At 63.3% G+C, this 25,800-nt stretch carries 20 protein-coding genes; 14 read left to right on the top strand and 6 right to left on the bottom strand.

Annotation, left to right across the window (positions count from 1 at the left end):
- Positions 1–216 precede the first annotated feature (216 nt).
- Together IC761_RS11835 and IC761_RS11840 are read right to left on the bottom strand one after the other, a co-directional pair.
- A complete protein-coding gene (locus tag IC761_RS11835) occupies positions 217–2,148 on the bottom strand; it encodes a long-chain fatty acid--CoA ligase (RefSeq protein ID WP_195803415.1) in 1,932 nt (643 codons plus the stop codon).
- Positions 2,145–2,966, bottom strand: a complete 822-nt coding sequence (locus tag IC761_RS11840; RefSeq protein WP_195803416.1) for an ABC transporter ATP-binding protein — start codon at positions 2,964–2,966, stop codon at positions 2,145–2,147. The genes IC761_RS11835 and IC761_RS11840 overlap by 4 nt, the downstream gene beginning before the upstream one ends.
- Positions 2,967–3,302: 336 nt before the next feature.
- Between IC761_RS11840 and IC761_RS11845 the strand changes: the two genes are divergently transcribed.
- Complete coding sequence (locus IC761_RS11845) at positions 3,303–3,977, top strand: Crp/Fnr family transcriptional regulator (RefSeq protein WP_195803417.1); 675 nt, start codon at positions 3,303–3,305, stop codon at positions 3,975–3,977.
- On the opposite strand, the gene IC761_RS11850 is transcribed toward IC761_RS11845, so the two are convergent.
- Positions 3,974–5,566, bottom strand: coding sequence for a tetratricopeptide repeat protein (locus IC761_RS11850; RefSeq protein WP_195803418.1), 1,593 nt, complete (start codon positions 5,564–5,566; stop codon positions 3,974–3,976). The genes IC761_RS11845 and IC761_RS11850 overlap by 4 nt on opposite strands.
- A gap of 110 nt (positions 5,567–5,676) precedes the next feature.
- Positions 5,677–6,504, bottom strand: a complete 828-nt coding sequence (locus IC761_RS11855; RefSeq protein ID WP_195803419.1) for a uroporphyrinogen-III synthase — start codon at positions 6,502–6,504, stop codon at positions 5,677–5,679.
- A 136-nt stretch (positions 6,505–6,640) separates the two neighbouring features.
- Between IC761_RS11855 and purU the strand changes: the two genes are divergently transcribed.
- Positions 6,641–7,504, top strand: coding sequence for a formyltetrahydrofolate deformylase (gene purU, locus IC761_RS11860; protein WP_195803420.1), 864 nt, complete (start codon positions 6,641–6,643; stop codon positions 7,502–7,504).
- On the opposite strand, the gene IC761_RS11865 is transcribed toward purU, so the two are convergent.
- Positions 7,501–7,785 carry a hypothetical protein gene (locus IC761_RS11865; RefSeq protein ID WP_195803421.1) on the bottom strand — a complete coding sequence of 95 codons (285 nt, stop codon included), beginning with the start codon at positions 7,783–7,785 and terminating at the stop codon, positions 7,501–7,503. The two genes, purU and IC761_RS11865, sit on opposite strands and share 4 nt — an antisense overlap.
- A 531-nt stretch (positions 7,786–8,316) precedes the next feature.
- Here IC761_RS11865 and IC761_RS11870 point away from each other — a divergent pair.
- The 6 genes from IC761_RS11870 (at position 8,317) to IC761_RS11895 (ending at position 14,210) form a co-directional block, all read left to right on the top strand.
- Complete coding sequence (locus tag IC761_RS11870; RefSeq protein WP_195803422.1) at positions 8,317–9,504, top strand: ABC transporter substrate-binding protein; 1,188 nt, start codon at positions 8,317–8,319, stop codon at positions 9,502–9,504.
- A 200-nt stretch (positions 9,505–9,704) separates the two neighbouring features.
- Positions 9,705–10,574, top strand: a complete 870-nt coding sequence (locus tag IC761_RS11875; RefSeq protein ID WP_195803423.1) for a branched-chain amino acid ABC transporter permease — start codon at positions 9,705–9,707, stop codon at positions 10,572–10,574.
- Between the two features lie 8 nt (positions 10,575–10,582).
- Positions 10,583–11,611: a branched-chain amino acid ABC transporter permease gene (locus IC761_RS11880; protein WP_195803424.1), complete on the top strand. Its 1,029-nt coding sequence runs from the start codon at positions 10,583–10,585 to the stop codon at positions 11,609–11,611.
- Complete coding sequence (locus tag IC761_RS11885) at positions 11,608–12,363, top strand: ABC transporter ATP-binding protein (RefSeq protein WP_195803425.1); 756 nt, start codon at positions 11,608–11,610, stop codon at positions 12,361–12,363. Before IC761_RS11880 ends, IC761_RS11885 begins: the two co-directional genes overlap by 4 nt.
- A complete protein-coding gene (locus IC761_RS11890) occupies positions 12,356–13,072 on the top strand; it encodes an ABC transporter ATP-binding protein (RefSeq protein WP_195803426.1) in 717 nt (238 codons plus the stop codon). Before IC761_RS11885 ends, IC761_RS11890 begins: the two co-directional genes overlap by 8 nt.
- Before the next feature lie 19 nt (positions 13,073–13,091).
- Positions 13,092–14,210, top strand: coding sequence for a cobalamin-independent methionine synthase II family protein (locus tag IC761_RS11895; protein WP_195803427.1), 1,119 nt, complete (start codon positions 13,092–13,094; stop codon positions 14,208–14,210).
- 228 nt (positions 14,211–14,438) lie between these two features.
- On the opposite strand, the gene IC761_RS11900 is transcribed toward IC761_RS11895, so the two are convergent.
- Positions 14,439–16,151 carry a caspase family protein gene (locus tag IC761_RS11900; RefSeq protein ID WP_195803428.1) on the bottom strand — a complete coding sequence of 571 codons (1,713 nt, stop codon included), beginning with the start codon at positions 16,149–16,151 and terminating at the stop codon, positions 14,439–14,441.
- 171 nt (positions 16,152–16,322) lie between these two features.
- On the opposite strand from IC761_RS11900, the gene IC761_RS11905 reads away from it, so the two are divergent.
- The 6 genes from IC761_RS11905 (at position 16,323) to IC761_RS11930 (ending at position 25,716) form a co-directional block, all read left to right on the top strand.
- A complete protein-coding gene (locus tag IC761_RS11905) occupies positions 16,323–17,678 on the top strand; it encodes a hypothetical protein (protein WP_195803429.1) in 1,356 nt (451 codons plus the stop codon).
- A gap of 61 nt (positions 17,679–17,739) precedes the next feature.
- The gene (gene metK / locus IC761_RS11910; protein ID WP_195803430.1) at positions 17,740–18,936 is read left to right on the top strand and encodes a methionine adenosyltransferase; all 1,197 of its coding nucleotides are present in this window, start codon (positions 17,740–17,742) and stop codon (positions 18,934–18,936) included.
- 122 nt (positions 18,937–19,058) lie between these two features.
- The gene (gene ahcY / locus IC761_RS11915; protein WP_195803431.1) at positions 19,059–20,480 is read left to right on the top strand and encodes an adenosylhomocysteinase; all 1,422 of its coding nucleotides are present in this window, start codon (positions 19,059–19,061) and stop codon (positions 20,478–20,480) included.
- A 147-nt stretch (positions 20,481–20,627) separates the two neighbouring features.
- The gene (locus IC761_RS11920; RefSeq protein WP_195803432.1) at positions 20,628–23,495 is read left to right on the top strand and encodes a P-loop NTPase; all 2,868 of its coding nucleotides are present in this window, start codon (positions 20,628–20,630) and stop codon (positions 23,493–23,495) included.
- Positions 23,496–23,779: 284 nt separating this feature from the next.
- On the top strand, positions 23,780–24,199 hold the full coding sequence (locus IC761_RS11925; RefSeq protein WP_195803433.1) for a nuclear transport factor 2 family protein: 420 nt from the start codon (positions 23,780–23,782) through the stop codon (positions 24,197–24,199).
- 50 nt (positions 24,200–24,249) lie between these two features.
- The gene (locus tag IC761_RS11930) at positions 24,250–25,716 is read left to right on the top strand and encodes a flavin-containing monooxygenase (protein ID WP_195803434.1); all 1,467 of its coding nucleotides are present in this window, start codon (positions 24,250–24,252) and stop codon (positions 25,714–25,716) included.
- Positions 25,717–25,800 lie beyond the last annotated feature (84 nt).

Below are 25,800 nucleotides of genomic sequence, written 5' to 3' on the forward strand. Positions count from 1 at the left end.
AGGCCCGCGCAAAATGCAGAAGCGATGATGCTGCACCCTCCCCCCTTGTGGGAGAGGGTGGCTTCGCGAAGCGAAGCCGGGTGAGGGGTTGTCTCCGCAGTGACGGTGCGGCGAGAGGACCCCTCACCCGAGTGAGGGTGTGGCAGAGAGCGGAGATGCCCTCTCCCACAAGGGGAGAGGGCACATCGGCTGGCAGCGCTTTTTCCGAGAGCGACATCACTCCGCGGCCTCCGCCAGATGTCCGTGTCCGCCGAGATTCACCACGCGCAGCGTGGTGCGCACGCGTTGAGTGGTGCCGTCCTGGAAGCGGATCACGGTGTCGACGGGGATGTCGGCATCGCCGTGGTAGATGGCGTCGATGATTCCAGCGTATTTCTCGTTGATGACGCCGCGGCGCACTTTTCTCGTGCGGGTGAGCTCGCCGTCGTCGGCGTCCAGCTCCTTATAGAGCAGGAGGAAGCGCGAGATGCGTTGTGCCGGCGGCAGCGTGGCGTTCACGGTCTCGACTTCCTTCTGGAGCAGCGCATAGACCTCGGGTCGCGAGGCGAGATCGCTATAGGTCGTAAACGAGAGCCGGCTCCTCTCCGCCCATTTCGAGATGATGGAGTAACGGATGCAGATCATCGCCGCGAGCGCTTCGCGGCCAGCACCCAACACCACGGCTTCGGCGATATAAGGCGAGAACTTCAGCTTGTTCTCGATGAATTGCGGCGAGAAGCGCTCGCCGCGCGAGGTCTCGGCGAGATCCTTGATGCGATCGATGACGACGAGCTGCTGATTGTCGTTGAAATAGCCGGCGTCGCCCGACAGCATCCAGCCGTCCCGGATGTCGGCAACGCTCGCCTCGGGATTCTTGTAGTAGCCGAGGAACATGTTCGGATGCCGCACCACGATCTCGCCGACGCCGTGGATATCGGCGTTGTCGATGCGGATCTCGACATTGTCGGCCATCGGCACGCCTGTCGTGTCAGGGTCGACCTTGCCCTCGGGATGCAGCGTGTAGGCGCCCAACAGCTCGGTCTGGCCGTAGAGCGTGCGCAACGGCACGCCCATGGCCTGGAAAAATTTGAAAGTATCCGGCCCGAGCGCTGCACCGCCGGTCGCCGCCGAGCGCAGGCGGGTGAAGCCGAGCCGGTCGCGCAGCGCGCGGAACAGGATCGCGTCGGCAAAGCCGGAACGCTTGCCCTGCTCGAGCGCAGCAAGACCGCTCTTCATGCCGATATCGAACAGGCGCTGCTTGAAGGGCGTTGCATCCATCACCTTGGCGCGGACGTCGGCAGCAATCGATTCCCAGACGCGCGGCGCGAACAGCACGAACGTCGGCGCGATCTCGCGCAGATCGTTCATCATTGTATCAGGCTCTTCGACGAAGTTGATCTTCATCCGGCACAAGAGGCCTTTGCCGAGCACGTAGACCTGCTCCATGATCCAGGGCAGCGGCAGCACGGAGACGTATTCGTCGTTCGGTCCCTTGGGGTCGAAGGCGAGATAGGTCGCACAATGGCCGAGCACGCGGCCGGCCGCGAGCATCGCAAGTTTCGGATGCGAGGTGGTGCCTGACGTGGTGCAGAGGATCGCGACGTCCTCGCCCTTGGTGGCATCCACCAAGCGGTCGTAGAGCTCCGGCTCTCGCATAGCCCGGCCACGCCCGAGCTCAGCGAAGGCCTCAGCCGACATCAGCCTGGGATCGTCATATTTCCGCATCCCGCGCGGATCGGAATAGATGATGTGCTTCAGCCTCGGCACGCGCTCGGCCAGCGTCAGCAGCTTGTCGACCTGCTCTTCGTCCTCGGCAAAGACGAGCTGCGCTTCGCCATAGGTGAGGAGATAGGAGGCTTCTTCGTCCAGCACGTCCCGATAGAGCCCGAGGCTCAATCCGCCGATCGCATGCGTCGCCACTTCCGCGGCGACCCAGTCCGGCCGGTTGTCACCGATGATGCCGATGACGTCGCCGCGGCCGAGGCCGAGCTCGATCAGGCCGAGCGCGAAGTCGCGCACGCGGGTCTGATAGTCGTTCCAGGAGAAAGGGCGCCAGAGACCGAGATCCTTTTCGCGCAGCGCGATTTCGTTGCCGTGCTCCTTCGCGTTGAGCCGGAGCATCTTCGGATAGGTATCGGCCTGCGCGACGCGGCCCGCATAGTCCATCATGCTGCGCTCTCCTGCGCAGCCGGCGTGTCGTCGGGATCGACCAGCGTCTCGTCCTCTTCGCCGAGATAGGCGCGCTTGACGTGGGGATCGGCGAGCACCGCGGCGGGATCGCCCTCGGCGATTTTGCGGCCGAAGTCCAGCACCATGACGCGGTGGGAGATGTCCATCACCACGCCCATGTCGTGCTCGATCATTACCACAGTCATCCCGAACTCCTCGTTGAGATCGACGATGTAGCGGGCCATGTCCTCCTTCTCCTCGAAATTCATGCCGGCCATCGGTTCGTCGAGAAGGATCAGGCGCGGCTCCAGCGCCATGGCGCGGGCGAGCTCGACGCGCTTGCGCAGGCCGTAAGGGAGTGTGCCGGCTGGCGCTTTTCGCACCGTCTGGAGATCGAGGAAGTCGATGATCTCCTCCACCTTGCGGCGGTGTTCGAGCTCTTCCTTGCGCGCGCCGGTGAGCCAGTACAGCGAGCCCGTGAGGAAATTGTTCTTCAGGAGGTGATGGCGGCCGACCATGATGTTGTCGAGCACGCTCATGTGGTGGAACAGCGCCAGATTCTGGAAGGTGCGGCCGATGCCGAGCGAGGGCCGCGCATTCGGTGTCAGCCCGGTGATGTCGCGGCCCTGGTAGAACAGCTGGCCTTCGGTCGGCTTGTAGCGGCCGGAAATGCAGTTCACGATCGAGGTCTTGCCGGCGCCGTTGGGGCCGATGATCGAGAACAGCTCGCCCTCCTTGATGGCAAAGCTGACATCGGTCAGCGCGCGAACGCCACCGAACCGCAGGGACACGCCACGCACTTCGAGACTGGTAGCCACCAAACAATTCCCTCCCGGTGATGGCGCATTCAGCGGCGCTCTTCGTCCGTTCCTCTTCCGCGATCCTAGTACGGTCGTCCCGGTGAGGCCATGCAGCAGTTGGTCTCGACCGGGCCGTGCGGCTTTCGTTCCCGATCGGGATCAAAAGCCGCATCGCCCAAGGTGGTCCTCAATAGGGGAAAGCGCTATTTTGAAATGTCTCCGGCCTGACAATTCTGCGACAAAGTTTTTCGGGCGGCAGTCGCCTCCATCTTTCGTCGGATGGCGGCCGAAGCAATCGTGTTGCGGTGCAACAGAGGGGTGGAGTGACGAAACGGTGCGGCTGGCCTCGCGATCATGATTTCAGAGGATCAACTGAAGCGCGTCGCCGCCTGGTCGCGCGAGCTCACGCACGCGGAGATCGAGGTTGCGCGCGCCGGAATCACGGAACGGTCCTACGGCACCGGCGAGACCGTGTTCATGCGCGGCGACAAGTTTGACTATTGGGCCGGCATGGTGAGCGGCCTGGCGCGCATGGGCGGGGTCTCGCGCGACGGCAAGGAGACGAGCCTTGCGGGGCTGACTGCCGGCGCCTGGTTCGGCGAGGGCAGCGTGCTCAAGAACGAACTGCGGCGTTATGACGTCGTCGCGCTCCGCGGCAGCCGTGTCGCGCTGATGGAGCGGACCGCCTTCATGTGGCTGTTCGAGAACAGCGTCGGCTTCAACCGCTTCCTGGTGCGCCAGCTCAACGAACGGCTCGGCCAGTTCATCGGCATGCTCGAGGTCAACCGCACGCTGGATGCTACCTCGCGCCTCGCCCGCAGCATCGCCTCGCTGTTCAACCCGATCCTGTATCCGGAATCGACCGCGCATCTGGAGATCACCCAGGAGGAGATCGGTGCGCTGTCCGGCATGTCGCGCCAGAACGCCAACCGCGCGCTGAACCGGCTTGAGAAGGAAGGGCTGCTGCGGCTCGAATATGGCGGGGTGACGATCTTGGATATCGAGCGGCTAAGGGGGTATGGCGACTAGAGCTTTTTAAAGGGGCCGCTGGCTAAATCGGCCGCGAGCTCAGCCACGACACCGGTCCAGTCTCCGGGGGTGCTCTGACGACGGAGATGGACAGTTGGATACCAGGGGCTGTCGAGGCGATCGAGCAGCCAGCGCCAATCGGGATTGTAGGGTAGGAGCAGCTCGACTGGCTTGCCGAGCGCGGCCGCCAAATGAGCCACCGACGTGTCGACGCAGATCACGAGATCGAGCGTGCAGATCGCAGCCGCCGTATCGTCGAGGTCGCCGAGATGGGGTGCGAGGTCGGTGACGCGCCCTCGCGGAAAGCTCCTGATGTTGCCGGCCCGAGCCCCGACTTGCAGGCTGAAGAACCGAATGGGTGTCGCCGCCTTTGCCTCGAGCAGCGGCAACAGGGATTTTGGCTTGATTGACCGATTGCGATCGTTGCGGTGGGTCGGATTACCGGCCCAGACCAGCCCGACCCGCAATGCATCCTCGGAGCCAACCCGCGCCGACCAGGTCTCGACCACAGCCGGGTCGGCCGAGAGATAAGGCACACCCCCCGGAATATCCTGCACATCGAAGCCAACGGCATGGGGCAGGCTCATGAACGGGATATGAAAATCAAAGCGTGGCAAAGTCTCACTGCGGCTGACCACGCTGACCTGCGCCAATCCCTCGCGAGTAACCTTGCGCTCCGTCAGGCGCCGCAGCGCCGGCGGAATTTCGACAAGAACATGACCGGCGCGTTCATTCAGAAGAGGCAGATAGCGCAGGAACTGAATCGTGTCGCCCAGTCCCTGCTCCGCATGAAGCAAGAGGACACGTTTCGCAAGAGGCTCGCCGCGCCAGAGCGGCGGTGCGAAATTGCGCCGTTCCACCTCGGCCGTCAGCAGCCGTGCCTCATAGCCGGCAAGACCGCGCGAAAAATCTCCCTGGAGCAGGAAGGCCAGCGACTGATTGAGAATTGCCTCCGGATATCCGGGCCGCAACCGTAGCGCGGCGTCGTAAGCGTGAACGGCGTCATCGAGCCGTAGATTGGCGCGCAGCGCGTTGCCGAGATTGTAGTGGTACTCGGCCATGTCCGGGAGCAGGCGAGTGGCCTCACGATGCGCGGCGATTGCCGCGACGAAATCTCCGCGGTCTTCCAGGAGCAGGCCGTGATTGGCATGGACCGCTGCGCCGCCGTTGGTGCAGTTTCCGGTCGCGATCGCACGGGTGTAGGCGGCTTCGGCCTCGCCCTCGCGCTCGTTTTCCCTGAGCGCGTTGCCGAGGTTGAACCAGATATCCCCAACCTCGGGGGCTTCCTGTAGCGCCTGCCGATAGGCTTTCACCGCCTCGTCGAGTTTGCCAGCAGCCCTCAGCGTGACGCCGAAATTGGTCAGCAGGCCGGCATCGCCGGGCTGGACCTTGATGGCGCGCCGCAGGAATGGCAAGGCATCGTCGGGCCGCCCCGAACGGGACACCGCTTGCGCCATGCAATGGAGCGCGCCCACATGTTGTGGGTATCGCGCAAGGATGGGCCGGCACAGCGCCTCGACCTCGCCAAATCGTCCCGCGCTCAGGCGCGAGATCGCGGTCGCCAACATGTTCTCAGCAGCAATGTCCATGTGAGCCGCCGTTTAGGATTCTCGCGGCGCATCTATTGGACAGAATTGCAACACGCTGACGAATGCCCGGCGAGGTCTCGCCGGTGCATGCCGACCCGGTGCGCAGCCACCTATGGCTTTCGTTCTGCGAGCGCCGTGGTCATCGCCGAGATCAGGGGCCGCATGAAATAAGCTTCATCCGCCGGCGCAACGTCCGTGCGCAAACCGTGGGTGGCGAGCTCGCCCGAGACCGCCGGTCCAACCGACGCAATCAGCGTCCGCTCAAGCCCGGTGCGCAACGTCGTCTCGCTGCCATGGGCCTTGGCGGCCTCGATCAGGCGGCGGACCTGGCCGAGATTGGTCAGCGCAATGGAATCGATCCGCCCCGCCGCCATCTCATCAATGGCGGCAACGATGTTGGCGTCGGCCGCCTTGGAATCGTAGACGTAAGGCAGCACGGTGTCGACCTCGGCGCCTTGAGCCGAGAGCGCGCCGGTCAGCGCGCTGTGGTCCTTGTCGGGATAGAGCTGAAGGCCGAGGCGGCGTCCCCTGAGGTCGAGCTTGCCCAGCATCTCGATCACGCCCTCGGTGGTCGGCTTCTCCGTGGTCTGCTGCGCTTCGAGCGAGATCTCGCGCAGCGCCTTGCCGGGTTTCGGGCCGCGGGTGAATTTTCGCGATTTGGCGAGCGCCGCGACGAAGGCCTGATCGAGCTCGCGGCTCCGCGCGAGCTTCATGATCCGCCGCAGGCCTTCGCCGGTCATCAGCACGAGGTCGTCCAACGGCTTGTCGATGGCGCGGCGGATCCAGGCCTCGATCGGGGCAGGGTCCGGCGCGTCCTGGATGGTGAACATCGGGCATTGCACGACCTCGGCGCCTTGCTCGGCCAGGAGTTTTGAGAACTGCGCCTCCTCGCGCGTCTCCAGGATCAGGATGCGATAGCCGTTCAGGCGGTCGGCCATGGGCGTACTCCGGTCAGACATCTTCCGTTCATCCTGACTCCGTGGTCGGGATTGGCGCAAGGGCGGGGTCAGTGATAGAGCAGGACGCAAATCGCGGGTTGTTCCGCGAGCCCTGCACAAACCTTCATCAAGAGCCATGCCCGATCAGCAATATGTTCTGACACTGTCCTGCCCGGATCGCCCGGGCATCGTCTCGGCGGTGTCGACCTTCCTGGCCCATAACGGACAGAACATTCTCGACGCCCAGCAGTTCGACGACATCGAGACCAAGAAATTCTTCATGCGCGTGGTGTTCACCGCGGCCGATCTTGCCGTGGAGCTATCTGCGCTCCAGACCGGCTTTGCCGCGATCGCCGAGCGTTTCGGCATGGAGTGGCAGATGCGCGACCGCGCCGCGCATCGCAAGGTGATGCTGCTGGTGTCGAAGTCCGACCACTGCCTGGTCGACATTCTCTATCGCTGGCGCACCGGGGAATTGCCGATGACGCTCGCCGCGATCGTCTCCAACCATCCGCGCGAGGTCTATGCCGGGCTCGATTTCGGCGGGATTCCGTTCCACTATCTACCGGTCACCAAGGAGACCAAAAGCGAGCAGGAGGCGCAGATCCTCGATCTCGTCGCCAAGACCGGGACCGATCTCGTGGTGCTCGCCCGCTACATGCAGATCCTGTCGGATGATCTGTCGGCAAAACTGTCCGGCCGCTGCATCAACATCCACCACTCATTCCTGCCGGGCTTCAAGGGTGCAAAACCCTATCACCAGGCCCATGAGCGCGGCGTCAAGCTGATCGGCGCGACAGCTCACTACGTCACGCGCGACCTCGACGAGGGCCCGATCATCGACCAGGATGTCGAGCGCATCAGCCATCGCGATACGCCGGAAGATCTGGTGCGCAAGGGCCGCGACATTGAGCGCCGCGTGCTGGCGCGCGCGATCCGTTACCATCTCGACGACCGCGTCATCCCCAACGGCCGCAAGACCGTGGTGTTTATGGATTAGTGCACCGCCTCGCCCGAGGTAGAGCCCGTGGCGCCCTTCTGGGCCTGCTCTTCCTTCTCGCGATCGGCCGCCGGCATCAGCCGCTTGCGCTCGCGCTCCTTCATGTAGGCGTCGTATTGCGGCGTGCCCGGCCGCGGCGGTGCGTCTGCCGGCAGGCCGCCGGCCCATTGCGGGATGTATTCACCCATCCCGGACGAGAGTCTTTCATTGACGGTGCCGCAGCCGGATAGCACCGCGGCAAATGCGAGGAGCGTCAGGAGAGATCGGAAACGCAGGGGCATCGTAAGGGGCGCCGGCATCGGAACAAGTGTGGACGGACGCTGGGGTAACCAACGGGTCAGGAACGGTAGCCTTCAACAAGGTAAAATTGGCTTATTCGAGATAGGTATTGAATTACCAAATGCGGCCCGATGCCTTGCGGACCGATGTTCAAATTCTGCAAATGAAAGGCGAAATCCTCCATCCACGCGCCCAGCCGCATTCCTAGACTGCGGCCAGTTCCTCGCGACAATCTGGCTTGGTCGCCGATGGGGCTTTTTCGTTGACAGGTCCATTTTATTTGTACAATCGTACAAATCGGTCTGGCTTGGGATGCGCGCGGGTTACCCGACGTAACCAAGGCGCGCGCTTCGCCGACGGCAATTGGAACGCTCGGCTTGCGCCGAATGGTCGCCAAACGTCCGATTGACAAGGACGGCGCGAAAGACGCCATGTGGCGCGCGATATCGCTCGCGCGTGAGATATAAGGTCAGGCAAGGATCGGGCACTCGGTCCAGGGCACAAGAGTCAGGAATGAAGGGGAGGGACATCTGATGTTCGGACGTAAGCTTTCACGCAAATTTTCTTGGGCAACCGCCGTTGCGGCCATCGCGGGCCTCGCGGTCGCGGCGCCGGCCAAGGCCGAAGACAGTGTCAAGGTCGGCCTGATCCTGCCGATGACCGGCGGTCAGGCCTCGACCGGCAAGCAGATCGAGAACGCGATCAAGCTCTACATGCAGCAAAAGGGCGACACCGTCGCCGGCAAGAAGGTCGAGATCATCCTCAAGGACGATGCTGCTATCCCCGACAAGACCAAGACGGCCGCGCAGGAGCTGATCGTCAACGACAAGGTCAATTTCATCGCCGGCTTCGGCGTGACGCCGGCTGCACTTGCCGCTGCGCCGCTCGCCACCCAGGCCAAGATCCCTGAAGTCGTGATGGCGGCCGGCACCTCCATCATCACCGAGCGTTCGCCCTATATCGTGCGCACCAGCTTCACGCTGGCGCAGTCCTCGACCATCATCGGCGACTGGGCGGTGAAGAACGGCATCAAGAAGGTGGCGACCCTGACTTCGGACTACGCGCCGGGCAATGACGCGCTCAACTTCTTCAAGGAGCACTTCACCGCCGGCGGCGGCGAGGTGGTCGAAGAGGTCAAGGTGCCGCTCGCCAATCCCGACTTCGCGCCGTTCCTCCAGCGCATGAAGGATGCCAAGCCCGACGCGATCTTCGTGTTCGTGCCGGCCGGCCAGGGCGGCAACTTCATGAAGCAATATGCCGAGCGCGGCCTCGACAAGGCCGGCATCAAGGTGATCGGACCGGGCGACGTCACCGACGACGACCTGCTCAACAACATGGGCGACGCCGTGCTCGGCACGGTCACCGCGCATCTCTATTCGGCAGCCCACCCCTCGCAGATGAACAAGGATTTCGTCGCGGCCTACAAGGAGGCTTACGGCACCCGTCCGGGCTTCATGGCAGTGAGCGGCTATGACGGCATCCACCTGATCTACGAAGCCCTGAAGAAGACCAATGGCGACACCGACGGCACCAAGCTGGTCGAGGCCATGAAGGGCCAGAAGTGGGAAAGCCCGCGCGGCCCGATCTCGATCGATCCCGAGACCCGCGACATCGTGCAGAACATCTACATCCGCAAGGTCGAGAAGGTCGACGGCGAGCTCTACAATGTCGAGTTCGCAACCTTCGAGGCCGTCAAGGATCTCGGCAAGACCAAGAAGTGACGCGCGAAAGCGCGTCATCCCGGGGCTCTCCTCTTACCTCTCCCGCTTGCGGGAGAGGTCGGCGCGAAGCGCCGGGTGAGGGTTCTCTCCTCGTCGGGGGGCTCTCTGTGGAGGGACCCTCTCCCCCAACCCTCTCCCGCAAGCGGGAGAGGGAGCGCAGCACGGCACTCGGCTACACTTGAGATGATTTTCGACGCACGATGACCTCTATCCTCACCAACCTGTTCGATGGCGTTGCCTACGGCATGCTGCTGTTCGTGCTGGCCTGCGGGCTCGCGGTCACGCTCGGCCTGATGAACTTCGTCAATCTCGCCCACGGCGCCTTCGCCATGGCCGGCGGCTATGTCTGCATGGTGCTGGTCAACCGGATGGGCTGGCCGTTCTTTGCTGCCTTGCCGCTCGCCTTCGTCTCGGCTGCCGCGATCGGCATCGTGCTCGAGCGCACGCTCTATCGCCATCTCTATGCGCGCAGTCATCTCGACCAGGTGCTGTTCACGATTGGTCTTACGTTCATGTCGGTCGCCGCCGTCGACTACATCCAGGGCTCGTCGCGCGTGTTCATCAATCTGCCGGCCGCGCTCCAGGGGCAGTTCGACCTGTTCGGCGTCGGCATCGGCCGTTACCGGCTGATGATCATCGTGATCTGCGGGCTGCTCACCATTGGTCTCCAGATGGTGCTCGCCAAGACGCGCTTCGGCAGTCGCCTGCGCGCCGCGGTCGATGATCCCCGCGCCGCGAGCGGCCTCGGCATCAACGTGCCGCAAGTGTTTGCCTTCACGTTTGCTTTCGGTTGCGGGCTCGCTGGCCTCGGTGGCGCGTTGAGCGCCGAGATTCTCGGCCTCGATCCGTATTTCCCGCTGAAGTTCATGATCTACTTTTTGATCGTGGTCACCGTCGGCGGCTCGTCCTCGATCACCGGCCCGTTCCTGGCCTCGCTGCTGCTCGGCATCGGCGACGTCGCCGGCAAATATTATGTGCCCAAGATGGGCCCCTTCGTGATCTACACCATGATGATCGTGATCCTGATCTGGCGCCCGAACGGTCTGTTCGGCCGCACGGCCGCGCGCTGAGTTCGCCGATGAACGCTTCTTCCGACGTCGGTTTTCACGCCCAGCGCCAGGCGCGCTGGCATTACGGCGAGGCTGCCTTCTGGCTGATCGTGCTGGCCTGCGGCTTTCTGTTTCCCACGCGCTATCTGATCATGACCGACATCCTGCGGCTGGCGCTGTTTGCGATGTCGCTCGATCTCATCCTCGGCTATGCCGGCATCGTTTCGCTCGGGCACGCCGCCTTTTTCGGCGTCGGCGCCTATGCCGCGGGACTGCTTGCGCTGCACGGCATCATCAACGAGCCCGTGCTCGCGCTGATCGTCGCAGGCCTCGCCGCGATGGTGCTCGGTTTTGCCACGAGCTTCCTGGTGATCCGCGGCGTCGATCTCACGCGCCTGATGGTGACGCTCGGCATCGCGCTCCTGCTGGAGGCGCTCGCCGAGCGCTTCTCCAACATCACCGGCGGCACCGACGGCCTGCAGGGCATCGAGATGCAGCCGATCTTCGGCGAGATACCGTTCGACATGTTCGGCAAGGCAAGCTTCTTCTACTCGCTGGCGGTGCTGTTCGTGCTGTTCCTGTTTGCCCGTCGCGTCGTGCATTCGCCGTTCGGCCTGTCGCTCCGCGCGATCAAGAACAATCCGCTGCGCGCGGCCGCCATCGGCATCCCAGTCAACCGCCGCCTGATCGCAATCTACACGCTCGCTGCGTTCTATGCCGGCATCGCAGGCGCGCTGTTCACCCAAACCACCGCGATCGCCTCGCTCGACGTGTTCGCCTTCGATCGCTCCGCCGATCTGATGTTGGTGCTCGTGATCGGCGGCACCGGCTATCTCTATGGCGGGCTGATCGGCGCGGTGATCTTCCGCATGCTCCAGGAAGTGTTCTCCACCATCACCCCGCAATATTGGCAGTTCTGGATCGGCCTCGTGCTGGTCGTGATCGTGCTGGTCGGCCGCCAGCGCCTGCATTACGGGGTGCTGTTCCTGCCCAACCTCCTGATCAAGCAAATCGCGGGACGGAAGGCGGTTGTCACCGTGCCGGAGAGCGACGCATGACCATCGCGCTCGAAACCCAGAATCTCGAAAAGACCTTTGGCGGCCTGCGCGTCACCCGCGATCTCTCGCTGAAGATCGAGCAGGGCGCCCGGCACGCGCTGATCGGTCCGAACGGTGCCGGCAAGACCACTGTGATCAACCAGCTCACCGGCGTGCTCAAGCCGAATTCGGGGCGCATCCTGCTCGAAGGCCAGGACATCACCGATCTGCCCGTGCACAAGCGCGTGCTGCGTGGTCTCTCCCGCACTTTTCAGATCAACCAGCTCTACCCGGACCTGACCCCACTCGAGACCATTGGCCTCGCCGTCTCCGAGCGTCTCGGCCATGGCGGCGACTGGTGGCGGCGGATGGGAACGCGCGACGACGTCAATGACGAGATCGCCGATCTCCTGACGCGCTTCCATCTGCTCGACGTCATGAACGAGCAGACCGTGACGCTGCCTTACGGCAAGCAGCGCCTGCTCGAGATCGCGGTCGCGATCGCGGCCAAGCCTCGCGTCCTGCTGCTCGACGAGCCCGCCGCCGGCGTGCCCGAGAGCGAGCGTCACGACATTCTCGCCGTCGTAGGTAGCCTGCCGCGCGACGTCACGGTGCTGCTGATCGAGCACGACATGGACCTCGTGTTCTCCTTCGCCGACCGCATCTCCGTGCTGGTCTCGGGCGCACTGCTCACTGAAGGGCCACCGGAGCAAGTCGCGCGCGATCCACAAGTGAAGGCCGTCTATCTCGGCGAGGAGGCGGTCAATGTCTGACCTGCTTTCGATCGACGCCCTGCGCGCCGGTTATGGCGAGGCGGTGGTGCTGCCGAAGATGACGCTGAACCTGGCCGAAGGCCAGGTGCTGGCGCTGCTCGGACGCAACGGCACCGGAAAGACCACGCTGATCAATTCCATCGTCGGCGTCACCCGCCGCTTTTCCGGCAGTGTTACGCTCGCCGGCACGGATGTCACCACCTTGCGGCCCGACCAGAGGGCCCGCGCCGGTATCGGCTGGGTGCCGCAGGAGCGCAACATCTTCCGTTCGCTCACGGTGGAGGAGAACATGACCGCGGTAGCGCAGCCCGGCCCCTGGACGGTCGAGAAGGTCTACGAGATGTTTCCGCGGCTGAAGGAGCGGCGGAGCAATTTTGGCAACCAGCTCTCCGGCGGCGAGCAGCAGATGCTGGCCATCGGCCGGGCGCTGACGCTGAACCCAAAGGTGCTGCTGCTGGACGAGCCGACCGAGGGCCTCGCCCCCATCATCGTCGAGGAGCTGCTCAAGGCGATCGGGACCATCACCCGGGCAGGGGGGATCTGCTCGATCATCGTCGAGCAGAATGCCCAAAAGATTCTGGGGCTCGCCGACCGCGTTGTGATATTGGAGCGCGGAACGATCGTCCACGACGCCCCGAGCGCCGCGCTGAAGGCCGACCCGTCGGTCCTGGAGCGCCACCTCGGCGTCGCAGGGGCGGCGGCCCACTAGGATTTCCGGGAGTTAGAAAATGCAGCGAACCAAAGCCCCCTTCCGCGCCGACGAGGTCGGCAGCCTCCTGCGCCCAGCCAAGATCAAGGAAGCCCGCGCCAAGCTCGAGAAGGGCGAGATCGCGGCCGACGATCTGCGCAAGATCGAGGACATGGAGATCGAGAAGGTCGTGCACAAGCAGGCCTCGGTCGGACTGAAGCTCGCGACCGACGGTGAATTCCGCCGCTCCTGGTGGCATTTCGACTTCCTGGCCAAGCTGACCGGGTGCGAGCTGTTTCACCCCGACGCCGGCATCCAGTTCACGGGCGTGCAGACCCGGCACGACGCGGTGCGCGTGATCGACAAGCTCGACTTCCCCGATAACCACCCGATGCTGGACCACTTCCGCTTCCTGAAGAAGTACACCGACCAGGCCCACGTCACCGCCAAGATGACGATTCCCTCGCCAGCGGTGCTGCACTTCCGCGGCGGCCGCAAGGCGATCTCCAAGGACGTCTATCCCGATCTCGACGCCTTCTATGAGGATCTCGGCAAGACCTATCGCAAGGCCGTGAAGGCTTTCTACGACGCCGGCTGCCGCTACCTCCAGTTCGACGACACCGTCTGGGCCTATCTCTGCTCGCCGGATGAGTTGCAGAAGGCGCGCGAGCGTGGCGACACTCCGGATGGTCTCCAACAGATCTATGCACGCATCATCAACTACGCGCTGGCCGAGAAGCCCGCCGACATGGTGGTGACGACGCATGTCTGCCGCGGCAATTTCCGCTCCACCTGGATTTCCTCGGGCGGTTACGAGCCGGTGGCGGAGACCATGCTCGCCGGCACCAATTACGATGGCTACTTCCTGGAATACGATAGTGACCGCGCCGGCGGCTTCGAGCCGCTGCGCTTCCTGCCCAAGGGCAACAAGGTCGTCGTGGTCGGCGTCATCACCTCGAAGTTCGGCGAGCTCGAGAAGAAGGACGACATCAAGCGCCGCCTCGAGGAAGCGGCCAAGTTCGCGCCGCTCGAGCAGCTCGCGCTGTCTCCACAATGCGGCTTCGCCTCGACCGAAGAGGGCAACATCCTCTCCGAAGAAGAGCAGTGGGCCAAGCTGAGCCTCGCCGTCGAGATCGCGAAGGAAGTGTGGGGCAACTGAGCGCCGCGCAGTCCGTCACGTGAGTGACGGGTAACCAGCACTACAATTTCGGAGTCGTCCCGGCGAAGGCCGGGACCCATACTCCGAGGAAGTCATTGTGCGCGCGAAGCTGGTAACTCCGAGTCTTCGCAAACTATTGCTGCGGCGTATGGGTCCCGGCCTTCGCCGGGACGACGCGGAGTTTGACGGGCGGCTTTCGCCGCACCGCAGCCAACGCAAGCGTCCCCCTCACTTCTCCGCCAGATAAACCTCGCCCAGCAGCGACGAGTTCGACCGCGGCACCTGCTTGTTCTTCGTGGTCGAGACCACTTCTGCACGCACCCGCGTCAGCATCTGCTGCACCTCCAGCCCCGGCGTGCCGATATGGCGGGAGAGCGCGGCGGAGAATGGCGAATTGGCGCCTTCGCCGTCGAGCGCGACCTGGCCGGGCGCAGTCGCGAACGCGATCAGCGTGCCGGCCCCTAATGTCGCGCCGGCGCCGAGGCTCGATGGCGTGGCGAGGCCTGAGGCGCCCTCGATGCCGCGATCGGTGCCGGCGGCTGCGACCCGCTGTGCCATCGGATTGTTGCGGCAGGCATCGAAGATCAAAATGTTGGTGCGGACCTGGTCGTCGAGGCCGGCCATGATCGTGTCCATGTCGATCATCGCCTCGGTTATGCCAGTGCCCGGCTTGAGCTCGACATCGACGGGAATGAGATAGTTGCGGCCGTCGACCTGCACGCCGTGGCCGGCATAATAGACCAAGGCGACCTGCGCCCGCGCTGCCTCGCGCAGGAAGTCGCGCGTCATCTTCTGCATCGCTGCGCGGTCGAGATCGACGCCCTCCGACACGGTGAAGCCGATGTCGCGCAGGCTCCTTGCAACCGCGTGCGCATCATTGGGCGGATTGGGCAGCGCCTTCACACGCGCATAGCCGCCGTTGCCGATGACCAGTGCCATCCGTGTGCCGCGGACGGCCGGGGCAGGCGAGGGCGCGCCCCCGGTCTGCTGCGGGGCAGCGGGTGCTGTCGGCTGCGTCGTCGGCGACGGCGCATCGCGCGGGATCGGCGCGGTTGCATCCGTCACCAGCGACAGGCGCACTTTTGCGGTGGCCTGGTTGGCCTTGCTGCCGGCATCTGATGCGACGATCGCAAGCGTCGCCTTGTAGTCATCGCGCGCGCGGCCGTAGTCGCCCTTGGCCTCATAGGCCAGCGCGCGATGGGTGTAGCCGGAGATCAGCACGCTGTTCGGCGGCGTCATGATGTTGACCGGCGGCTTCTCCTTGGCGAGCCGGATCGCCTCGCTGCCGTCGGCAATGGCGCGGTCGAGATCGCCCTTCGCGCGCCAGATCGCGGTGCGATTGATCAACGGCTGTGGCAGCGTCGGATCGAGCCGGATCGCCTGGTTGATGTCGGCCAGTGCGCCATCGAGGTCGCCGAGCGCCTCCTTCGCGATGCCGCGGTTCTGGAACGAGAACGCCGATCTCGGATCGGCCTTGATCGACATGTCGTAATCGGCGATCGCCTTGGTGTAGTCGCCCTTGCCGCGCCAGGCATTGCCGCGGTTGTGGAAGATGATGCCGCTGGGTGGGCCGAGCTTGAGCGCGTCGTCGAAATCGGCGATCGCGATGTCGTAGTCGCCCTTGTCGTAATAGGCCGATCCCCTGAGATTGTAGACCGCCTGGCTCGGCTGGAGCCGGATCGCTTCGGTCGTATCAGCGATGACCTTGGCGTAGTCGCCCTTCTTGTTCCAGCCCACGGCGCGCCAGAAATAGACGGTCGCGAGCTGCTCGCCCTTGAACACCTTCAGGGCGATGATCTTGGTGCAGGCGTCGACCATCTGGTCCGCCGGCGTGGTGTCGGTGGTGCAGAGCGGCCCGAGCTGGCTGCGCGCCTGCGCGGAGGCGGGCGCGGACCACAGGGTTGCAGCGAGAAGTGAGAGCGCGACGATCAGGCGGCGCATGGCGATGGGTCCCGCAAAAGGAGGAGCCTGTTTGTTGCCCGGCCGTGCGCCGGGGTTCACCGCGCGGTCGCCCAAGTCCCGCACCGCCTGGGATTTTGATCCCTATTCCCTGAGTGGGCAGAATTTGCTAAGAGACAGGCCCCAATCCGTCTGCCCACCGCTTTCCCACCGATGAAAAACGACGAAATCCTGAGCCAGATCACCGAGTTCTGCCGCAAGGCGGACATGGCGGAATCGACCTTTGGCCGGCGCGCGGTGAACGATGGGAAGCTGGTGCACCGGCTGCGCGAGGGAAAGCGCATCACCATCGACACGCTGGAACGGATCCAGGCCTATATTGCCGCCTCGACAACCGGCGGCCTGCCGCCGCCCCGGGGCCTTCAGGTGCCGCCGGAAAAGCGTGATCCGCGCGGCAATTTCCGCTTCTTCGAGAACCGGCAAAAATATCTGCTGTTCGTCCATACCTGCAGCGAGAAGCGGGTGGTTGCCGAGCGCGTCGCGCTGGAACTTGCCAGCATCCATCCGCGGCCGCCGGCCTTGCGCATCTTCGACGCGGGCGTCGGCGACGGGACCGTGCTGGCGCGGGTGCTGCGCGCAACGCATCAGCGCTTTCCGCACATGCCGTTCTATGTCGCTGGCAAGGAGCTCAGTCTGGAGGACCTGCGTCTGACGCTTGAGAAGGTGCCGGACCGCATTTTCGAGCATCCGGCGTCGGTTTTCGTCTTCACCAACATGTTCTATTCGGAGGCGCCCTGGCTCACGCCGGCGTCGCCCGCCGCTGCGGCGGCTACCCTCTGGCATGAAGTCCCCCTGCGGGGCGCATCGTCGGGCGAATTCGAGGCGCAGATCGCAGAATTGAGGCCGTTCCTTGAGCAAAACTGGCGCGCCGCGATCAGCCCGCGCACGGCCATGCCGCTCTACGAACGGCCTGTGGTGCTCGTGCTCTATCGCGAAGACCACAGGTTCCTGCTGGATTCGACCATTCCGCGGCCGGGCCAGACCGAGGCCAATTTCGATCTCGTCATCGCATCCCAGCCCTATCGTGCCCTGTCCTCGGTCAATTTCAGGGCAAAACGGATCATTGCACCGCTGGCACGGGCGCTTCGGCCCGGGGGACGGCTGATCGGAATCCACTCCCATGGTCACGATCCCGGCATGGAGATGATCCAGGCGATCTGGCCTGGAGAAAATCCTTTCGCCGTGAGCCGCCATGAGCTATTGCGCGCCGTTAAGTATGAACTCGGATCGTTGGGCCGCGACTTAAATTTTAATGCATATGCGGACAACCGCTCGATCTTCAGGTATGATATGGAAGCGCTGCCCAACGAGGTAACGGGTACCATCGGAACCTCGACGGCCTTTGCAGCGTGGAATGCGGCGGTATATGTGGCGCAGATCGAGGACGACCGATTGACAGAAATGACTCAAAACGGCCGCACTCTGGATGCCGCCCGGGACGTGCTGCGGAAGTACAACGGGCTCTGGTTTCTCGACGAGTCCTACGTCATCTCGCGACGGCGTGATTGACATAATCCAAGGGTAAACATCGCAAACGACCGCCAACCAGTGGCGGGACAAGGGGTTACTGATGCGCGCGTCATATCTTTTCACCAGCGAGTCCGTGTCCGAAGGGCATCCCGACAAGGTCTGCGACCGGATCTCCGATGAAATCGTCGATCTGTTCTACCGCGAGGGGCCGAAAGCCGGCATCGATCCGTGGGCTATCCGCGCCGCCTGCGAGACGCTCGCGACCACCAACAAGGTGGTGATCGCAGGCGAAACCCGCGGCCCTGCGTCCGTCACCAACGAGCAGATCGAGGGTGTGGTCCGCAACGCGATCAAGGACATCGGCTACGAGCAGGACGGCTTCCACTGGAAGACCTGCGACATCGAGATCCTGCTGCATCCGCAGTCGGCCGACATCGCCCAGGGCGTTGACGCTCTCCAGCCGGGTGAGGTCAAGGAAGAAGGCGCGGGCGACCAGGGCATCATGTTCGGCTACGCCACCAACGAGACGCCCGACCTGATGCCGGCGCCGATCTTCTACGCCCACAAGATCCTGCGCCTGATCTCGGAAGCCCGTCACTCCGGCAAGGAGAAGGTGCTCGGTCCGGACTCCAAGAGCCAGGTCACCGTGCAGTACGAGAACGGCAAGCCGGTCGGCGTGCGCGAGATCGTGGTGTCGCACCAGCATCTGGTCGAGGACATCTCGTCCAAGCAGATCCGCGACATCGTCGAGCCCTATGTGCGCGATGCGCTGCCGAAGGACTGGATCACGCCGAAGACGATCTGGCACATCAATCCGACCGGCAAGTTCTACATCGGCGGTCCCGACGGCGACTCCGGCCTGACCGGCCGCAAGATCATCGTCGACACCTATGGTGGCGCGGCCCCGCATGGTGGCGGCGCGTTCTCCGGCAAGGATCCGACCAAGGTCGACCGTTCGGCTGCTTATGCTGCGCGCTACGTCGCCAAGAACATCGTCGCCGCCGGCCTCGCCGACCGCTGCACGCTTCAGCTCGCCTACGCCATCGGCGTGGCGCGTCCGCTGTCGATCTACATCGACACCCACGGCACCGGTAAGGTGTCGGAGGACCAGCTCGAGAAGGCTGCGGCCAAGGCGATGGACCTGACCCCGCGCGGCATCCGCAGCCATCTCGATCTCAACCGCCCGATCTACGCGCGGACCTCGGCCTACGGACATTTCGGCCGCACGCCCGACAATGAGGGCGGCTTCTCCTGGGAGAAGACCGATCTGGTCGAGCCGCTCAAGCGCGCGCTCTAACTTTGTGAGTCATTCCGGGGCGCCGCGACCGCGGCGAACCCGGAATCTCGAACCTCTAGATTCCAGGTTCGCTCGTGTCACGCGCGCCCTGGAATGACGAGTCAAACAAACAGGAACCTCCCATGAACGCGAAGCCCGGCTTCACCGATTATATCGTCAAGGACATCTCGCTCGCCGATTTCGGCCGCAAGGAACTCTCGCTGGCCGAGACCGAGATGCCCGGCCTGATGGCCACCCGCGAGGAGTTCGGCCCGAAGCAGCCGCTGAAGGGCGCGCGTATCGCCGGCTCGCTGCACATGACGATCCAGACCGGCGTGCTGATCGAGACGCTGGCAGCGCTCGGCGCCGACATTCGCTGGGTCTCCTGCAACATCTATTCGACGCAGGACCACGCCGCCGCTGCAATCGCCGCTGCCGGCATCCCCGTCTTCGCCGTCAAGGGCGAGACGCTGAAGGACTATTGGGACTACACCGCCAAGCTGTTCGACTGGCACGGCGGCGGTCACCCGAACATGATCCTCGACGACGGCGGCGACGCCACCATGTACGTCCATCTTGGTCTGCGCGCCGAAAACGGCGACACCGCCTTCCTCGACAAGCCCGGCTCCGAAGAAGAGGAAGTCTTCTTCGCGCTCTTGAAGAAGCAGCTCAAGGAAAAGCCGAAGGGCTACTTCGCCGAGATCGCCAAGAGCATCAAGGGCGTTTCCGAAGAGACCACCACGGGCGTGCATCGTCTCTATGACATGCAGAAGGCCGGCACGCTGCTGTGGCCTGCCATCAACGTCAACGACAGCGTCACCAAGTCGAAGTTCGACAACCTCTATGGCTGCCGTGAATCGCTGGTCGACGGCATCCGCCGCGGCACCGACGTGATGATGTCGGGCAAGGTCGCGATGGTCGCCGGCTTCGGCGACGTCGGCAAGGGCTCGGCCGCCTCGCTGCGCCAGGCCGGCTGCCGCGTCATGGTGTCGGAAGTCGATCCGATCTGCGCGCTGCAGGCGGCGATGGAAGGCTACGAAGTCGTGACCATGGAAGATGCCGCGCCCCGCGCCGACATCTTCGTCACCGCGACCGGCAACAAGGACATCATCACCATCGAGCACATGCGCGCGATGAAGGATCGCGCCATCGTCTGCAACATCGGCCACTTCGACAACGAGATCCAGATCGCGGGTCTGCGTAACCTGAAGTGGACCAACATCAAGCCGCAGGTCGACGAGATCGAATTCCCGGACAAGCACCGCATCATCATGCTGTCTGAGGGGCGCCTCGTGAACCTCGGCAACGCGATGGGCCACCCGTCCTTCGTGATGTCGGCCTCCTTCACCAACCAGACGCTGGCGCAGATCGAGCTGTTCGCCAACAACAAGGACGGCAAGTACAAGAAGGAAGTCTACGTGCTGCCGAAGACCCTCGACGAGAAGGTCGCGCGCCTACACCTCGCCAAGATCGGCGTCAAACTCACCGAGCTGCGCAAGGACCAGGCCGACTATATCGGCGTGAAGCAGGAAGGACCGTATAAGTCGGACCATTACCGCTACTGAGACCGCCTTATGCTTACGACAGAAAGCCCCGGAGCGATCCGGGGCTTTTTTGTTAGGGTTGCCGGCGGTAGCCCAGTGGAGGATTGACCGCAGTCAATATTCACGCATAGCGTGTATCAACTGAATTCCTGAGACGAGAGCTTACACGTGGGCATTCGCTGGCTTCACATATCGGACATTCACGAATGCGATCGTGAAGGACATTTCCGGAAGGGGATGTACGCCGAAGTGGTCAAGGAAGTGGAGCGTCAGGCGCCTCCGGACGTCGTCTTCCTCACGGGCGACATGTCGTTCAGTGGTGCAGAGAAGGAATATCGCAGCCTGGAGGAATCGTTCGTCGTTCCCTTGAGGAACGCTCTTCCGCTCGGTTGCCCTATCTTCACGGTCCCGGGAAATCATGACGTTGCTCGCGAACGCGGCGGCAAGCCGCGATTATGGATTGGCGATGCAGACGAGGCGAAGGCGTTCCAATCCATCGACGCCAGGGGGGCTGCGAAGAGGAAGGATGTGCTCTTGCCGCGCTTTTCGGCCTATGCCGCATTCGATCGTCGCGTTTCCGCTTGGGGCTCGGACTGGCTTGAATCGGAGGCTGGCGCAGTCTGGTGGTGCAAGGAGATCAACGGAGTCAGGATCGCGGTGGCCGGCGTCAATACGGCCTGGCTGTGCCAGGACAACAACGATTGGGGGAAGTTGACGCCCGGCCGCTACATGCTCGAAAAGGCCATTGATGAGGCGTTGAAGAGCCGACCCGAGGTGACGTTCGTATTGGGGCATCACCCGCTGGAATCGCTCGGTGTCGAGGGCGAGCCGAGCGACGGTCTGCGTATCAAGGAGCGGCTGAAGCAGGCAAATGTTCTCTATCTCCATGGTCATTTGCACGCCAGCGGAAGCGATCGTATCGGCGACGCCTTGCGCAACGCCCTGACGATCCAAGCACCTTCGGCTTTCCAGGCGCACGACGACGCGCGCTGGCGAAACGGATTGATGTGGGGTGAAGCAGACGTCGCCACCGGCCATGTCATCATTGAGCCCAGGCTGTGGGATGAGGACAAGCGCGAGTACAAATGGGACGTCCACAGCGGTTACGAGGCCGACCGGGCACGGGACCGCGATGGCTTCATCCTTCGAGTTCCGAGCCGGGCGATGCCGGCCGCAGCGGATCACGCGGGCGAAGCCGCGAGGCCGAATGCCGACCTTGTGCCGCAGGGGTGGGAGATTGTCGACCGTGACGTGTTGGCAAACTATCGGGCGAGCCCGCCGCCGATGGCCGCGATGATTCAGTTCTTCGACGGCTTTTTGCCGCATTGGCGGTTGGTGTTGGCGTCGACGTCGACTGGCCGCGTCCAGCCACGAGCGGTGGTCGAGCGACTGGCGAACCGGTTTCGTGCCGCTTACGAGGGAGCACGCAAACCCTTGGTCGTGCTGCTAGCGGGGGCTGGCGGTGAAGGCAAATCTACGGCGGTGCTCCACGCCGCCGCAGTGCTAGTCGAAGAAACTCACCAGAATTGGACCTGTCTCCGTCGCCAGGCGACAAACGCGAAACTGTCCGAAGATCTTCTCCTGAAATTGCCAACGATACCGGAGCATGCGTGGGTTGTCGTCATTGACGACGCCGACAATATCAGTGCCAGCATCCTTGCTGCGGTAAAAAGAGTTGCTGCGCGTACGGATGTACATCTGCTGTTGGCCGCGCGCGACGTCGATTGGCAGCTCAAGCGCGTTGTTCCGCGTTTGTGGCAGCCCGTGGCCGACTTTCACACTGAGCCCTTGGCGGGTCTTGATCGGGATGACGCCATGCGGATCGTCTCTGGCTGGTTCGCTTGGGGCGACGAAGCGATGGGAAGGCTGAAAGGCCGAAGCGAGGAGGATGCCGCTACTGCGTTGCTGGGCCACGCACGCGACCATGCTACGCGGCAAGAGGATGGAGAACTGTTGGGTGCGCTGCTGGTCACCCGGCAAGGTGAAGACATGCGCGCCCACGTCCGGACGTTGGTTAATGGCCTTGGTCGAGGCCTCGTATTTAAGAGCCACAGCTTGCGCGACATCTACGCCATGGTGGCGGCGATGCATGCCGAAAACCAGCTCTACCTGTCTCGCTCGGTGCTGGCCTTCGCGGTTGGTCGCAATATCGACGAATTGGAGCAGAGGGCGCTGCTCCCATTGCGGCGCGAAGCCATGCTTGACTCGGGGGATACATACCTCCTCACGCGCCATCGTCGCATTGCGGAGGCGGCTTGCGCGGTGATGCGTGAGGATGGGGACAATATTGATCGATGGTTTCCCGCGCTGGCGGGCGCGGCTCTTCGCGATTTTAAGATGAACTATACGCGCGACCCAGCCATCCAAGAATGGTGCACGAGCTTGAGCGATCACTTTGTTGCAAAAGGTGATCGCTGGTGGTCGCTAGCCCGGGCAATTGCAAAGGCCCTCCACGAGGCTGATCCGAACGACGCCCACCGCGTCACGACTTATTCGTCCGTTCTCCGTCGGACCGGACAAGCGAAGGAGGCGATGGCCGTATTGAAATTGAATGGCAAGCGCCTGCAAAATGACCGTGCCGGACTCTACGAATGGGCGACTACAGCCGGCGCGGCAGGCGATCATGGTCTTGGAGTATGGCTGTGCGGGCGATCGTTGGCCGATGGTACAATTCTAAGTTCGTTGCAATGCAAGCTCTCTCTCGCTGGCCTCGGCATTGCATTTCGTGAGCTGTTTGCAGCTTCGCAAGAAAAAGCGTTCGCCGCAGCCCAAGCCGCGTGCGGACAAATAGGCCTTCGAATGCCCGAACTCAACTCATCCGATCGGAAGTATTTCGAGGTTCATGTCGCTGATGGGCGCCGCAACGGCGTCGCGGAGTTTTCGTTGGTGCAGGCGATCGACATTATCAGAAAGGCAGTGATTCTTGGGGCCGACGAAGTCGAGCCGGACAACGAGCCAATGCTATTCGAACGACTGATTGGCGAGCCGGATAGCTACGGATACGCTGCACTGCGCCGGATGGCCGGCGAGACCTGATCGCGTCTCCGCAGGGTACGTGAGCGCCGTCCGCGTCACCTCGCCAAGATCGGCGTCAAGCTCACCGAGCTGCGCAAGGATCAGGCGTGAAGCGGGAAGGTCCGTACAAGTCGGACCATTACCGCTGCTGAGACCGTACTCACTTGCGACGCAAAGCCCCGGAGCGATCCGGGGCTTTTTTGTTGTTCTGCCGTCTGGTACGCTCACAGGTAGAGCCACAACAAGCCTGCCACTTTTGCCGCAGGCGGCCGCTTTTTTCATTCATTGCATTGGGAGGGAACGCCATGTCCAGCGAAGCCAACGTTCGGTTGCTGACGGAAGCCTATCGCCTGTGGAATGACAGCAAGGGTCAAAGCGTCGACCACTGGTTCGACAGCGTCATCGGTCCGCAGATCAGCTTCGGATCCATACCGCGCGGCGCCGAGCCGGTGGCATTCGCCACTCAGTACGACGACCGCACCAAGCTTCGCGGCTATTTCGACGGTCTGCTGGCGGATTGGGCCATGCAGTACTACACGATCAACGAGTACGTTGCGCAGGGCGATGCCGTGTTTGCGCGCGGTACATGTGCCTGGATCAACAAGCGGACCGGAAAGGTCGCGGAGACTCCGAAGGTCGACTTCTGGCGCTTCAAGGACGGCAAGGCGGTCGAGTTCTACGAATATTTCGACACCGCTTGTGTCGTCGCCGCCGCCACCCCTTGACGGTTGCAATTTGGCGCGCTGCTGCCATCCTGCGCCGAGGGAGAAACGCCATGACAGAAGCCAAAGAACATTTCGACGTCCTCATCGTCGGCGCCGGCCTGTCAGGCATCGGTGCGGGCTATCATCTTCAGACCAAGTGCCCGACCAAAAGCTACGTCATTCTGGAGGGCCGCGACTGCATCGGCGGTACCTGGGACCTGTTCCGCTATCCCGGCATCCGTTCGGACAGCGACATGTTCACGCTCGGCTATTCGTTCAAGCCGTGGACCGACCCGAAGGCGATCGCCGATGGGCCGCAGATCCTGGACTATGTGCGCGAGACGGCAGCCGAGAACGGCATCGAGAAACACATCCGCTTCCGCCATCGCGTCAAGCGTGCAGCGTGGTCGACGGGTGAAGCACGCTGGACCATCGAGGCTGAACGCATCGCGGGCGAAGGTGCGAGTGAGCTCGTGCGCTTCACCTGCAATTTCTTGTTCATGTGCCCGGGCTATTACAAATACGAGGCGGGCTACACGCCGGAGTTTTTGGGCACGGCGGATTTCGCCGGCCGCATCGTTCATCCGCAGAAATGGACCGAGGACATCGATTATGCGGGCAAGCGCGTCGTCGTGATCGGCTCGGGCGCGACCGCGGTGACGCTGGTGCCGGAGCTCGCCAAGAAGGCCGCTCAGGTCACCATGCTCCAGCGCTCGCCGACCTACGTGGTGTCGCGTCCGGCGCAGGACCCCGTCGCCAACAAATTGCGCCGCAATTTGCCGTCGCAGCTCGCCTATCACCTGATCCGCTGGCGCAACGTGATGTGGGGGATGTTCTTCTTCCAGCTCAGCAGGCGCAAGCCGGCGAAGGTGAAGAACCTGATCCTGACGGGCGTGAGAGCCGCGCTCGGCCCGGACTACGACATCGCCACCCATTTCACCCCGCGCTACAATCCTTGGGACCAGCGGCTGTGTCTGGTGCCGGACGGCGATTTGTTCAAGGCGATCCGCGAGCAGCGCGCTGCCGTCGTCACCAACGAGATCGACACTTTTACGCGCGACGGCATTCGCCTGAAGGACGGCAGCGAGCTTCCCGCCGACATCATCGTGACGGCGACCGGGCTGGTTCTCCAGGTCGTCGGGGGCCTCGAGGTCAGCGTCGACGGCCGCGCCGTCGATTTCGCCAACACGCTGACCTACAAGGGCATGATGTATGCCGACGTGCCGAACATGGCCTCGGCCTTCGGCTACACCAACGCGTCCTGGACGCTGAAATGCGATCTCACCTGCGAATACGTCTGCCGGCTCATCAACTACATGGACCGGCACAATTTCCGCCAGTGCATGCCGCACAATGACGACCCGACCATTACCGCGCAGCCGTCGCTCGATTTCACCTCGGGCTATGTGCGGCGCTCGGTGGCGAAGATGCCGAAACAGGGGTCGAAGCAGCCGTGGCGGCTCTACCAGAACTATGCGCTGGACATCGTCACCCTGCGCTTTGGCAAGATCGACGACGGCGTGATGCAGTATTCCTGATCATGCCGCCGCCAATGCGTTGTTTTACGTATTCGGGCCACGGCCTGAATCGGCCATGGTGCCCGAACGGTTAACGCGAGATTA

This window comes from Bradyrhizobium commune (assembly GCF_015624505.1).
Taxonomy (GTDB): Bacteria; Pseudomonadota; Alphaproteobacteria; order Rhizobiales; family Xanthobacteraceae; genus Bradyrhizobium; species Bradyrhizobium commune.